At 55.0% G+C, this 12,584-nt stretch carries 12 protein-coding genes and 1 tRNA gene; 8 read left to right on the top strand and 5 right to left on the bottom strand.

Going from position 1 to position 12,584, the window contains the following annotated elements; translation table 11 throughout:
- Nucleotides 1–32 precede the first annotated feature (32 nt).
- On the bottom strand, nt 33–956 hold the full coding sequence (locus J5Y17_RS11355) for a LytTR family DNA-binding domain-containing protein (protein WP_219785359.1): 924 nt from the start codon (nt 954–956) through the stop codon (nt 33–35).
- A 547-nt stretch (nt 957–1,503) separates the two neighbouring features.
- On the opposite strand from J5Y17_RS11355, the gene J5Y17_RS19275 reads away from it, so the two are divergent.
- The 5 genes from J5Y17_RS19275 to J5Y17_RS11330 all read left to right on the top strand — a co-directional run bounded on the left by J5Y17_RS19275 (nt 1,504) and on the right by J5Y17_RS11330 (nt 6,126).
- Nucleotides 1,504–3,240, top strand: coding sequence for a Hint domain-containing protein (locus J5Y17_RS19275; RefSeq protein ID WP_219785358.1), 1,737 nt, complete (start codon nt 1,504–1,506; stop codon nt 3,238–3,240).
- Nucleotides 3,241–3,560: 320 nt separating this feature from the next.
- The gene (locus tag J5Y17_RS11345) at nt 3,561–3,968 is read left to right on the top strand and encodes a hypothetical protein (protein WP_219785357.1); all 408 of its coding nucleotides are present in this window, start codon (nt 3,561–3,563) and stop codon (nt 3,966–3,968) included.
- 104 nt (nt 3,969–4,072) lie between these two features.
- Nucleotides 4,073–4,675 (top strand): DUF6778 family protein, encoded by a 603-nt coding sequence (locus J5Y17_RS11340; protein ID WP_219785356.1) that lies wholly within the window; start codon nt 4,073–4,075, stop codon nt 4,673–4,675.
- Nucleotides 4,676–5,453: 778 nt separating this feature from the next.
- Nucleotides 5,454–5,792, top strand: a complete 339-nt coding sequence (locus J5Y17_RS11335) for a helix-turn-helix domain-containing protein (protein ID WP_219785355.1) — start codon at nt 5,454–5,456, stop codon at nt 5,790–5,792.
- A 31-nt stretch (nt 5,793–5,823) separates the two neighbouring features.
- On the top strand, nt 5,824–6,126 hold the full coding sequence (locus J5Y17_RS11330; protein ID WP_219785354.1) for a hypothetical protein: 303 nt from the start codon (nt 5,824–5,826) through the stop codon (nt 6,124–6,126).
- Between the two features lie 243 nt (nt 6,127–6,369).
- Here the strand turns inward: J5Y17_RS11330 and J5Y17_RS11325 are convergent, their stop codons facing one another.
- The 3 genes from J5Y17_RS11325 to J5Y17_RS11315 all read right to left on the bottom strand — a co-directional run bounded on the left by J5Y17_RS11325 (nt 6,370) and on the right by J5Y17_RS11315 (nt 9,708).
- The gene (locus tag J5Y17_RS11325) at nt 6,370–7,212 is read right to left on the bottom strand and encodes a ParB N-terminal domain-containing protein (protein ID WP_219785353.1); all 843 of its coding nucleotides are present in this window, start codon (nt 7,210–7,212) and stop codon (nt 6,370–6,372) included.
- A 345-nt stretch (nt 7,213–7,557) separates the two neighbouring features.
- The gene (locus J5Y17_RS11320; protein ID WP_219785352.1) at nt 7,558–8,235 is read right to left on the bottom strand and encodes a recombinase family protein; all 678 of its coding nucleotides are present in this window, start codon (nt 8,233–8,235) and stop codon (nt 7,558–7,560) included.
- Nucleotides 8,236–8,637: 402 nt separating this feature from the next.
- Entirely contained in the window at nt 8,638–9,708 is a 1,071-nt protein-coding gene (locus J5Y17_RS11315; protein WP_219785351.1) for a hypothetical protein, read from the bottom strand.
- 421 nt (nt 9,709–10,129) lie between these two features.
- Between J5Y17_RS11315 and J5Y17_RS11310 the strand changes: the two genes are divergently transcribed.
- Nucleotides 10,130–10,199: transfer RNA gene (locus tag J5Y17_RS11310), tRNA-Thr, on the top strand.
- On the opposite strand, the gene J5Y17_RS11305 is transcribed toward J5Y17_RS11310, so the two are convergent.
- Nucleotides 10,198–11,538 carry an integrase gene (locus tag J5Y17_RS11305; protein WP_370628925.1) on the bottom strand — a complete coding sequence of 447 codons (1,341 nt, stop codon included), beginning with the start codon at nt 11,536–11,538 and terminating at the stop codon, nt 10,198–10,200. The two genes, J5Y17_RS11310 and J5Y17_RS11305, sit on opposite strands and share 2 nt — an antisense overlap.
- 192 nt (nt 11,539–11,730) lie before the next feature.
- On the opposite strand from J5Y17_RS11305, the gene J5Y17_RS11300 reads away from it, so the two are divergent.
- Both J5Y17_RS11300 and J5Y17_RS11295 read left to right on the top strand, forming a co-directional pair.
- Nucleotides 11,731–12,246 (top strand): Hint domain-containing protein, encoded by a 516-nt coding sequence (locus J5Y17_RS11300; protein WP_219785371.1) that lies wholly within the window; start codon nt 11,731–11,733, stop codon nt 12,244–12,246.
- Complete coding sequence (locus J5Y17_RS11295; protein ID WP_219785350.1) at nt 12,243–12,446, top strand: hypothetical protein; 204 nt, start codon at nt 12,243–12,245, stop codon at nt 12,444–12,446. Before J5Y17_RS11300 ends, J5Y17_RS11295 begins: the two co-directional genes overlap by 4 nt.
- Nucleotides 12,447–12,584 lie beyond the last annotated feature (138 nt).

The following is a 12,584-nucleotide window of genomic DNA, read 5'->3' as shown; positions in this document are numbered from 1 at the left end:
AAAGCCGCGCGATGATGCGGCTTGGGGGCGGTTCAGCCCGCCATGGAACGTTCAAAATTTGTCGGGTCTGGCAGGGTCTTCGCGCCTTTGCTCATGTCGACCTCCGCCAGAAAGCGTGAGCGAGGTGCAGGCAGGATGCTTCCGTCACACAAGTGAACTTGATATCCGTTTGCAACCTTCTCGACGGTTTCAATCTGGCTATATGCGACCCAATAGCTGCGGTGAATGCGCGCCCCGAGATCTTTGGGCAACTTGTCGATAGCGCTGGACAAGCTGGTCCTTGCGAGCCGATTTCCAGTGTCGGTCGTGGTGATCAGAATGTAGTTCTGTTGCGCCTCGATCTTTACAATACTGAGGGCATCAAGCGTTTCCGTTCCCAGCGTGACAAATCTCGGGGGCGCAACTTCTGACCTCTGATCATCCTGCGTGGCGTGCGGAGCCGGGCTGGCTTTTTGTTCATGTTTCCGCATGTCCTTCAAAGCACTCGGAATGACGAAGTTGCCGAGGACCGTCAGCAGCATTTCATTGATGAAGGTATTGAACACGACCTGAAAGAAGAGAGACTTTAGTTTAAGCGGTTCGCCTCCCAGAAGGTATGTGAACCAATACCAAAACGGTGTCGTGACAGTGACCAAGACGATTACTAGGCCAATCGACCAGACGACGACCGCCCTCTTGCGCCGCATTAGGTATGCGTAGAGTTTTAACGAGAGCATGAACTCCAACCACCCGAACACGACCGCCAAAGTGAGTAGAATAAAGCGCTGCATGAAGGGCAGAGTGTTGGCGTTGTCCCAAGGCGCAAGTAGGGTAAATATCATAATAAATGAGAGCATCGCGATCAGAATGAAGCGATGCGACAGGAGCGTCAGACATTTATCCGCCCCAAATGTCACTGACGTTCCATTTAGGTACTTCAAAGTTATCTGCACTGGCGGCTTCTTCGCTGTCTCCATCTGGCTCACTTTAATTGGCTTGACGATTCTCACAACTGGCGATGCGCACGCATCTCACGCTGAGCGCACCTGCGCTTAACGTGGGGTAAGACCAACTATTGGCCCACGTGTGGCAAAACAAGCCGCATTTACGGGGAAAACATCAGGTTTCTCGTCAGTGTGGCTAAACCGTCCTGCCTTGAGGCAGCCCCCATCATCCAGTTTCCACCTCGACTTCGCACGCCAACGCCGCTCAAAGCCAGCAACCTCATTTGATGAGCCGCGTTCACGTCCCCCCCCCCCCGCTTACACCGCATTTTGGCGGCGAAAGCGTGTCCGTCCCTTCGTCCCTTCGTCCCAAATTTCGTCCCTTTGCCCCTAAACCATCGCGTCAAACGTGAGGTTTGTGAAGAAAGTCACGGATAGACTTTGCGATTCCGGTCGCGGCGCAAGAGCCGTGAGGCAACGGCGCGGCGCGGGACGCAAAGGCGAATGGGGGCGCAAGCCAGCGCGCGAACTCTGCAAGCCCAGATGACCGTGCGAGCGCGCAAGTAAAGGGGTATGTGAAATGGCTTTAACTAAGGTTCCTAACTATGACGGCAGCGGGATCACCTACGTCACGTCCTCGTTGGATCTGACAAGCGGTACCGTGTACACGATCACCGAGGCTGATTTGCAAAGCTTCGATCTCGACCTCGCGAACGATGGCTATCAGGGTCCTAACGACACGATTATCGTAAATGGTGTCGAAACAACCATCGTGAATATCTATGCCGTCGACGTTGAGTTGACGCTGACGGATGGCACCGTGATCAATTGGGACGCTGCGGGCTCTCCTGAGAATGCCCGCGTTCTTGAGTTGGAAAACGGCGAATACCTTTGGTATCTGGCCAGCGTCCCGCCAGAATATGAAAATGCGGTCATCGAAAGCTTTGAGGTTCTGTCCAGTGAATTGCTGGGTTCGGATTATCTCGGGAACTATACTCCGTACTCGATCGACCTAAGCGACGGCCTCCCAGACGGCATTATCGAAGGCACTGAAGCCGATAACTTTATTGATGTGAGCTACTCGGGTGACCCCGAGGGCGACATGGTCGACAACAGAGACAACACAGGGGCTGGTGTCGACATCGGGGGCGCCGAGGGATCGAATGACGACCTGATCGAAGCCTATGGCGGCAACGATACGGTCTATGCGGGCCGGGGAGATGACTGGGTCTACGGCGGCGACGGAAATGACACGCTTTACGGCGAAAGAAACGATGACACGCTTTACGGCGAAGCCGGAAATGACACGCTTGATGGCGGCACCGGCGATGACACGCTTGATGGCGGCACCGGCGATGATGTTCTGACCGGGGGAGCCGGAAACGACACGTTCGTCGTTGATCCGACGGACGGGGGTCATGACACGATCACGGACTTCAACACCGGGAACTCCGGGCCGATCAACGATAAAGACCAGTCCAACAACGACTTTGTCGATCTGTCGGGCTATTATAATCAGGAAAACTACGATGCCGCCGTCGCCGCGGGGGACATCGACCCGACTGTCATCACAAATCCGCGGCAATGGATGCGCGCCGACCAAGACGACGACGGCATCTTAAACGACATCCATGCTTGGGGGACGGGGAACAGCCTGACCCTTGAGAATGGCGGTTCCGCGGTGTCCTCCGCCGATCTGACCTGGGACAACACAAATGTCATCTGCTTCGTGTCTGGGACGCTGATCACCACGGCGTCTGGACTGGTGCCGATCGAAGATCTCTCCCCCGACGATCTGGTTTTGACACGCGACCATGGCTTCCGTCCGGTGCGCTGGATCGGGTCGACCAAACGCCCGGCAACGGGCAAGGTCGCGCCCATTTTGATCCCTGAGGGCACCTTGGGCAACGCGCGCGATCTGATGGTGTCACCGAACCACCGGATGCTGATGAAGGGCGCAGAGGTGGAACTGCTCGTGGGTCACAGCGAAGTTCTCGTGGCCGCAAAACACCTGCTGGACGGCAAACACGTGCGCCAAGTCGAAGGCGGGATGGTCGAATACTGGCATATCCTGTTCGACGACCATGAAATCATCCTCGCCGAAGGCGCCTGGTCGGAAAGTTTCCACCCGGGCAAAGAAGGACTGGACACCCTGTGCGAAGACACGCGGGCGGAAATCCTGGAACTTTTCCCGGAGCTGGACGCGGACCACCCTGACGCCGACAGAACCACGGCCCGCATGGCTTTGAAAAGCCACGAAGCGGCCTTGCTCCGTCCCACCATCGCACGCGGCCACATCGCGCAAGGGGCGGCGTAATGTTGGTGAAATGGCATGAGGTGAAGGAGCGCGACAGAGCCTTCGTTTTTTAAGCCACTTGAATTCTGGAATTCCTCTCTCCTGCCCCCCTTTCATGGGAGAGAGGTCTGCAGGCCAGGACCAGCAGCAACCTCTCATGCCCCCCAAATAATGATGAGGTTGCAACGGAGTCCGCTCCGACCTGGCCTGCTTCATATCTATGGCAATCTATACACCGCCCAACGATGTTTGCGGTGATTTACGATCAGGAGAACCATATGGGTTTTACGAGTACGGTCAGAAATCTGAGAAAACGTCCGCAACAAGACCATGTCCCCAGAATGATCCGCAAGGTTTGGCTGGCTCGAGACTGTTTTGATGCGGCGCATTCAGACCCGATGAAACGGTCCAAGCAACATGTGACGTCGTCCGATCAGGAAACCTGCCTGCTGCACGGGCAGGAGCATCTTCAGACCCGCCTGCATCCATGCCTCCCCGAAACCGAAGAGGACATCCGAGCCATCAGACTGATCCGTCGCGTCTGGCTCGACGTTACCTTCGACGCGCCACCTTCGATCTCCTTGGAGACTGCTGTTTTGTCGCCAGACTGGAAGATCGAACTCTCCGACATTTCCTGTGAGAGCTTCGATATTTCCGCGGAAATGAAAAGATCTAACGACGTAGAGGAACTCGTGATCGCGTGGAAGGCCGTGGGCTTTCTTGCATCCGTACCGGATGCCGCGCGGTAGAGAATTCCACTCAGGCCGTTCCTCATAGATTCTGAAGGATTCAGTCTGCCGCCGTTCTCGGCGACAGCAAAACCATCTCGCACAACAAGTATAAGGAAATACCCATGTCAGCGGTCTCCCGCAAAATCATCTCTTCTCTCGCTCTGATCGGGCTCGCCGGTTGTTCCGGATTTCTGGTGGACTACGCGCCGATCTCGCCCGAGGTTTCCAGAAGCTGGACCGTCAAGGCCGTCCATGTCGACGTTCCAGAAGAGCTGGAGGTCAACACGACCAATGCCATGATCCCCAGCGAAGATATCGTCTGGTATGGCGATGGCCCAGGAAACACGCGCGCGCAGGTCGCGGCGATCCTCGAGGATGGCCTCTCCGAAGGCAGCAAATCTCTCAGAGGTCCGGTTCCTGTCGTTTTTGACGTCGAGCTGGTCCAGTTTCATGCGCTGACCCCCAGAGCCTTTCACAGCGCCCCCTCGGGAACGGGTGTGGAAAGTGTCCGATACAAGATCGAGGTGCGAGATGCCCGGACCCAGGCAGTCATCGTCCCGGAGCAGATGATCGCGTCCGACGGTCGCGCGCTCGTCGCCGTAGATGGCGGCGAGGACGGGATCGCCGAACGTAGACGCATCGTCGCCAAGATCGCGGAGACCACCCGAGGTTGGCTTGGGATTGGCCGGGATAATCGCACTGAATTCGAGCGGTTGGGACGATAGCGCCCACACTGGCGTGCTTCCCTTCCCCCTTCCGAGGGAGAAGGGAAGCAATTGCTTAGGGTTGTGTTCATCTATCCGTCGCCAAGCATTCTTGGCACATGGTTGAGTCTGAGCCTGACGATAACGAACGCAACAGGCGCTACGAATGTGCTGCGGATGGACAAACCTCCGCCACCTTCCCGGAAAGCTTCGCTTCTTTAGAAGTTCGAATGAGGCGAGACCTCGCCTTCTCCCCCCTGAGCCGAACTATCAGGGATGGGATGAAACTTGATTTCTCTCTGCGCTCTCGAAGCGCCGCAAGCCAAAAGAGAAACTGTTTACGGATCAGACGAAACGCTCAACGCCGTTGCCCCCGCAACACTCAGCTTCCTCCCTCAGCGTGCCTCCGTATGGCTTCCATTTTCAAAACGGAACAAACACGAAAGCGGCAGATCCGAACAATCGATTTTATTTTGAAAAATGGTGCCCCCACACGGGGTGACGGGCATCCATAGCCCTATGACTTAAAAGGAAAAATATCATCCATTTTCACAATTGTGTAGTCAGACATGGATACAAATTTTTGCATTCCGCACCCGTGCGCGGCAGCAAGGTTGGCGCAAACTTTGAACTTACCTTTGCCTCCCAGAAAACGAGTTCATGAGCCTTCCCTTGAGGAATTGACAATCATTGCCCCCAAACAGACCTTTACTTCAATTTTAAGTAATTTTTCACTTTTTACTTTTAAAAAGTAAAATTACGAGATATCCTCGGACAAGCAACAGAATTGGAGGAAGTCATGAATGCGCACAGCGTAACCTTTGCTGAAAGACTAAAGAACCTTCGGGAAAAGAATGGCATGTCCAAGACGCGCCTCGCATCCGAGATTGGAGTTTCGACTACGTGTGTTTGGAACTGGGAAGAGGGCAACACAGAGCCACGGGAACACAATCTGACTGAGCTGGCCAAGGTGCTGGGCGTCTCGCCCACAATGTTGACGGCTGACGAGAGCACTCCGGTGTCTGCCCCCCTTCCAACCAATCAGGACCTCCCAACCGTCATTGCGGAAGCAAAGCAGACAATCGCGAAACTGGCGGGCATTTCCCCTAGCCAAGTGAAGATTTCGCTCGACTACTGAGTGTCGCAATCCTGCAAGAGAGGTGTTTTCTGTGAAAAACTTCGACCAAATGATGTTTGACATTTATCGACGGGCGAAAGAAGAGGCAGGCTACAATGCTACGGCGTTTCTCACGATGCTCAACGAGCGAGGCGGTATCGACACAGCGAAATCATTGCTAAATTCGAGAATGCCAAGTAGCGGATACGCCGCTCTTTATGAAAGAGGGCGGCTCGATCTTACGGTCGAAGCGATGATTGTTGAGAACCCAGAATGCCACGCATTGTTTTCACCTGAGGAGCTTCAGGCTGCGAAACGGCGGCTTAGGGAATTCCGCTACAAGCCACGAACCTAGCCAATGGACAGACTTGCGCCGGAAGCAACTCCAGAAGAGATAAGCCAAAAAATCCAATGTGATGAGTGACTATTCGTGGCACCCCACACGGGATGGCAGGTACTCACCACCCTATGAATTCACGGAGAAACACCAGACATCCTGACACTTTTGTCGGGCATGGATACAGCTTTCAGGCTCTCTCCGCGTGTTCTGAGGGTGTGCAAATTGCACCTCCTACTGTCTGCATACCCGAGGGTTTCCTCAGAAGTCTATCTCGGTGTCTTCCTCGGGTCCTGCGTGAGGGTCTTCGTCGGGATATGACCGAACAGGAAGGTCGCCCCATTCGTCCTCCTCATCATCCAGCCCCCCAAAGGAATATTCGTAGATCATCCTCAGTTTCTGTTCGCCCAGCGCCTGTGCGGTAGCTTCTGCGACAAGCTCGTTGTTCCAGAAGGGCAGCGGGTTGCCTCTCCGGTCGAAAAGGTCTCGGATGACTTTCGCCATTTCATCGACCTGTTGTCTGCGCTGGGCATCTGCCAGCATGGGTTTGTCCTCGGTCACGGTTTGCTCCTGTTTGTCCCGCCACCAACTTCCTGTGATGTCGTAATCCGTGTTCTCGATCTCCTTGAGCCTCTTGCGCATGTAGGCAACCTGTCGGGTTGATACGCCGGATGCTTGCGAGATTTCCTTCTTGGAATAGTCAAAGTCTTCCCAGACCAGACGCCAAGCGAAGTCCGCTCTTTCCTGAGAGGTGAGGGCAAGACTGCTGTTCGTGTGACGCTGACCCGAGATCAGGAGTGCCTCGCGGAATGGACGCTCAAGCACCTCTGCGGGTATCTTCTGGGTTTGCTTGCTGGTCCGATAAGCTGCCACTCGGTGGCGTCCGTCGAGGATGATGTATTTGGCCTCGGGGTTGTCGGGGTTCTTCCAGAGGAGAACGGGGTCCAACTCGCCGACGTTCTTCTTGGTTCGCACCAAGTCCTTGACGTGTTCTTTGATGAGGGGGCCGGGTCTTGCTGTCCCAGCTTCGCTTTCGAGGTTGATCTGGTCAAGGCGAACGGAGGTCTTCCGCCCGCGCTCCAAGCACGTGCGTTGTTTTGTCATGGGGTGTCCTTTGAGGTCTGGGTGGGTTGCCGAAGGAGGCTCACATGCCTTCCCTTCACTTAGGGGGCCTCAATGGTCAGCCTCGCACTGTGACCGTCTGGGAGACCCCGCAGAGCCTCCCTCATGGTCCGTCACGGGCGCTGGGCGGTTACTCCCCCGCAATCCCTGCGGCCACCCTCAGCGGCTCCACACAGCGCCCCCAGAACCAACGGAAGCCGAATACACACCCCTCCAAGCCTTCTGTGCGTCCGCCTTCAATGCGCTTGATCCAGATGCGCGGTGTAGGGTGCCGGTTGGGTGACCTCTGCAATCATCCATCAACAAGCGAAAACAGATAGCAGACACTCACGCCTCCGATGCTTCTGCCTCTTCTAGTCTCTTGATGACCCGCTGCACCTGAGAGGCTTGCCATTGCCCACCCCGCGCCGTTGGCACTCCTGACTTATTCAGCGTCTCTGCGATCTGGCGCAGGGTCTCCCCCTTCGCCCGTAGCGGCATAACAATCCCAGCGACCTTTTCGGCATCCCTCTTCGCCTGCGCCTTCACAGCATCGTTGCGCTTCATCGTGGCGTCCCTCTCGCCGCCCAGCTTCACGCCCCGCGCCTTGGCCTCAGCAAGCGCCGCTTTAGTCCTGAGCGAGATGAACTCCCGCTCCTGCTCTGCCAGCGCTGCATAAATATGGAGTTGGAACTTGTCCGCGTTGGGCATGGCCGCGACCCTGAGGCTCACCCGCTTGTCATCCATCAAGGTTGCGATGAAGGAGACCTTGCGGCTCAGGCGGTCCAGCTTGGCGACCAGTAGCTCCGCCCCCGTCTTGCGGACCAGATCAAGCGCCTTGGCAAGCTCTGGTCGATCATCCGCCTTTCCGGTCTGCATCTCGGTGAACTCACCGATGACCTCAAAGGGCATCTCGGCGTATGTGTCGAGATACAATCTGATGTCGCGCTCCTGCGCAGCAAGCCCAAGCCCTGAGCGTCCCTGCTCCTTTGTGCTGACCCGTTTGTAAATCACGAACTGACGCATGGCCGATGGTCCCCCTATCTGGTCTTCCTTTCAGCCGTATTTACGCATGTTGCAAATGTCAACGTTGGTTGTGAGTGTTACAATTAGCATTCTCACCCGCATATGCCCGCCCGCGCCCCGTCCTCACGGGGCGCCCCAGCCCCTGCTCAATGGAGGGGGGGAGGTTCAGCGTTCTGGGAAAGACCCGTGCCCTTTATGGGATGACTGCCCCCCTGTAGTGCCTCCCCCTGTGGTCTGGGCATTGGGGGGGGGAATTGCGTTTTCGCCAATATCGAAAAGGGGTCTCAAATTTTTGGGGCAAAATGACCACACACCAAATCTCTCGGAAAGCGGAGATAAATTCATCTCCTAGCCAAAACTTGGTTCTTTCCTGCGAGAGATTAATGTGCGTGAGAACTACGTTTACTCGATGGAGTCTACTGACTGATCTTCCAGAAGCAAGGTTTGACCTTTTATTGTCCGGATTTCAGAGATCAGCTCGCGCAGTTCGTTGGTAAGCTGTTTCTGATCGTCTTGAAGGACTTCATTATCCTCATCGTCGTCCACGTTTGCTGGTGGCTGTAGATAGTCAACCTCTCCGCCCTTCTTCGAGAAGTCGACAAACTTCTTCACCGCAATCCGTAAATGAGCATCGTGTTCCGGTTGATATTTCACTCCAGCATGATCCTTCAGTGCGGTGACCGTTTCTTCCTCCAGTGCGTCTTGTTTCGTCTTCAGGTCATCTTTCATCGACTGCTCAATGATCTGATTGGAGATTTTTTTATGCCGGAGATCCTCAATAGCGTTGGCGACCTTCAGTCCTTCTAGCACGATGCTGGATACTTTCTTCGACATAAGAGCCATCAAGGAAACAAGCGTGAGAGTTCCACTCACGCAAACGATAATCGACCCCTTCGACGCACTCAGAACTTTCATGTCATGAGGAGTTTGGCCAGCCAGATGCCCAACTCCACGCACGATATCGTTCCAATCCGCGGACCACTTCTTCATTTCAGAAATGTTGTCAATTGAGGCTTCATTCCGAAATTGTATTCGCGCATTTGCCATGCCTTCAACGAACACGTGCTCCGGCTCCTCGAAAGTAAAGCCAGCGGCAGTAAGGGTTTCCGCAACACCTCTAAACTCTGCTAAGCTCCTCTGGACTGTCTGTAACGCAGCCTTGATCTCGGAAGATGCGGTCGCAGGATCATAACTCGATTGCTTCACAACGTTTTCAACATAGGTCGCGCCAGCTGGACCAATCAGCTTTGCGACACCCGTCTGGTCAAGATGCGCGATTTGTTGAAGGTTGAGTTCGGTCATCGGCATTTCCCGCAAGCCCGAAAGGAGTTGGTCAAGCTGTTCGCGAAGCGGCATCTTTTGGCTTTGTGTGGCGTTGTGTTCCAAAGCCGTTTGCAGGGCTTGATAACGCTTTATGATCGGCGCCTGCTTTTGAAGCCATCGCCCTAGATCGAAAATTTCCGCCACATCCATCTCAATTATCCCTCTAAAAAAAATAGGTTTTTATCTCTTTAGTCATTCTGCAGCTTCAACGTTTCAGGCGCAATCTGCAACTCAATAACATGTTGAAAGATAAATTTTCGGATTGGATCGACCGATGCTCTCTGCTCACTTTGTGAAGCTCTTTCTTAGACTGCTTACTGTGAAAATAGCTCCTTCTGAACGAGAGTTACTGCGTAACGGGTCGCCTCCTAGGGGCGGCACCACACCAAAGGCCTCATTTGTGACCTAGTACCCAGTGCGCTTTGTGTGTTTAGCTAAGAAACAATTTTTTCAGGTTGAGAAATAGTACATCGTCTAGGTTCATATGGTCTCATTGGCGGGCAGTGAGCTTTTCGAATTCAACCGCTTGGATTGAGCGGCCCGATGACGTCTAATTAGCCGCACCCGGCGCTGCTGTAGCTCAGAGGTAGAGCACTCCCTTGGTAAGGGAGAGGTCGAGAGTTCAATGCTCTCCAGCACCTATTCATGCACTTTCATTGCAGTTAGCAACGCCTCCCGCTTCTTCTCCAGCGGAATATCTCCGCCATATGACGCAGCCTCGCCGCGCCCAAATGAATGCCCCTGAATGGCCCGCTGGGTCGCGTCATAGACCTCCGCCGCTCGCAACCTGTCCGACATGTTATGGCGCAAGCTGTAGGTCACATGCTTCGGGTTATCCGAAAGCTTCCTGATACGACCGTTCAAAGCTTGCGACAGGCGGTCCATGCCACCCTCGCGGCTGTATCGCGGAAAAACGGGAGCGGAGGCATCGGCGTCCTCCTTCACAAGTTTTCTGGCCTCCGTGAACGCTTTCCCCACAAGGGGCACCTTCCGGATAGACCACGAAGTCTTCAGCGAGCGCCCTTCCCTCTCCGTGATGACGAGATGAGGCACATCATGATCGAGGACAATTTCCCCGACATTCAACTCTCTGATCTCGCTCGGTCGCGCTCCGGTGAAATCCAGCAGCGTCCAGATCGCCAAAAGGTCCGGTGGCCCCGCTTCAAGTTGCGCGTAGACCCCAGCAATCACGTTCTCGGGCAGGCCTTCTCGCTCATCGCGGCGGCTCACATTCGATTTGGGCAGCTTCAGGTTTTCGAATGGGTTATCCCCTCTCACGTCCAACTCGCTTCGCGCCGTGTTGATCACCGTGCTCAGGTCAGATTTCTCCCGCTTGATCGTCCCAGCGGCTGCACCCGCTTCAATCCTCATGTCGCGCCATCTGCGGACCTCTTCACGGGTCAGCTGGGATACCGCCTTATCGCCGCCTAGGGCTGCAATCAGATTGCGCTCGGCCCTCCGGAAACGCTGCTCTTGCTTCTTCCGCTTCTCCGGCGTGTCCTTCGCATTCTCTCTCAAATAGAAGTTGAAAGCATCCGTGACAGTGGGTTCTGGGGAATTTTTCGTTACACCTCCTAGGAGTGCTCTGGCTTTGACCGCCTCCTCCTCCGGCACCCCCTCATACTCTCCAGTCACGGGGTCTTGGTAGCGATCAACGATCTTTGCTGCCGCCTCTTCCCGCCACGTTCGCTCTTCATCATCGCGCCCAGCGCTGTGCGGGTCTGCGCCCCATACTTCGAGCATGGCTTTGAGCCTCGCGCGTTGCTCCGCTGGGGAAAGACCCGAAACCCCCATCTTGGCAAGGGCAATCATGTGTTCGATTTTCTGGTGGTGGGTGCCGTATTGGGTCAGCGCGTCATTCTGTGTTTTCCCAAGACTGATCACGAATTCCGTCTGGCTCACCCAAGATTTCAGGACTTTCGGCACGACCCGTCTGTATAGCCAGTTGCCGTTTCGAGGGTCTCGCTTGAGGTATTTCACAGTCACGTTCCGCACTTCCATATTCTCCCGCATGGATACGGGCATGGATACACAGGCGCAACACCAGAGAGGATACACCAATAAAATCAATGCGATAAGTGAGATTTTATGGTGCCCCCACACGGTTGGCTTTTTAGTTAGCTTCCCGTTACAGGCACTGCCTCAGCTGGTAACTCCAGTAAAACAAGGGGTATCAGCGACGGGGCTCGTATTCAGTGCGACCGCGATGGCCAAAGCAAAGCGGTGGAGGATTTGGTGACCGGTGATCGGGTTTTCGATCCGGTGCTCAAGAAAAGCGTCGAGATCGTGGATATTCTGTCCCGCAAGATCCGATTCACCGAAGGTGACCGCGCCTTGCATGCCGCCTTTTGGCCGCTGCGCGTAGGGCCCTGTGCCTTGGGGCCGCACATGCCGCAAGAGGTTGTGTATGTTTCCCCGGGGCAAACGGTTTTTTCGGTGGCGGGCACAAACAGCCTGAAAGCATTGGAGCATTGCAGCGCCTTAGAGTTGGCAGAGCAATCCTTCGATATTCAGACCTGCGTCATGCATGAGGTCGAGTACATTGCGCTCTTCACGGAGCTTCCGCAAATCATGAACGTCAACGGCTTGCTGCTGCAGAGTTATTCCTATGTCGCGTTATATGTGAGCGACGCACAGTGTGGCTTGCTCAGGCAACGCGGCGGTCACTCTCCATGGAGCGCACTATGACCGAGCGAACAGATCCCGAAGAGCTATATCGTTTGAGTGAAACGGTTGGTGTCGTCAACATTAGTGGCGATCTTCCAGGCCCGGGGCATTGGTTGTGGAATGCGCCGACCCACCCCCCGGCCAAGACCGTTTCAGTGGTGTCTTCGACACTACCTGACGCCGCGTTTGATCTGTCCAGTATCGACGACGATGTGGAGTAGCAAGACGACGTGCAAGTCCACGTTCAAACGACAGTGATTTCTGACTGGTTGCGAGGCCCAAAGGCCAAAGCGGCAAGATCTACTTGCTAGGGTCAGGGCCCATTAGTCCTGCGTCACGAGTACTTTAGTTGGCTTCGT

The organism is Celeribacter sp. PS-C1, from assembly GCF_019429625.1.
GTDB lineage: Bacteria > Pseudomonadota > Alphaproteobacteria > Rhodobacterales > Rhodobacteraceae > Celeribacter.
The sequence above is the reverse complement of the archived record's forward strand: the minus strand, read 5'-3'. Positions and strand labels throughout refer to the sequence as shown.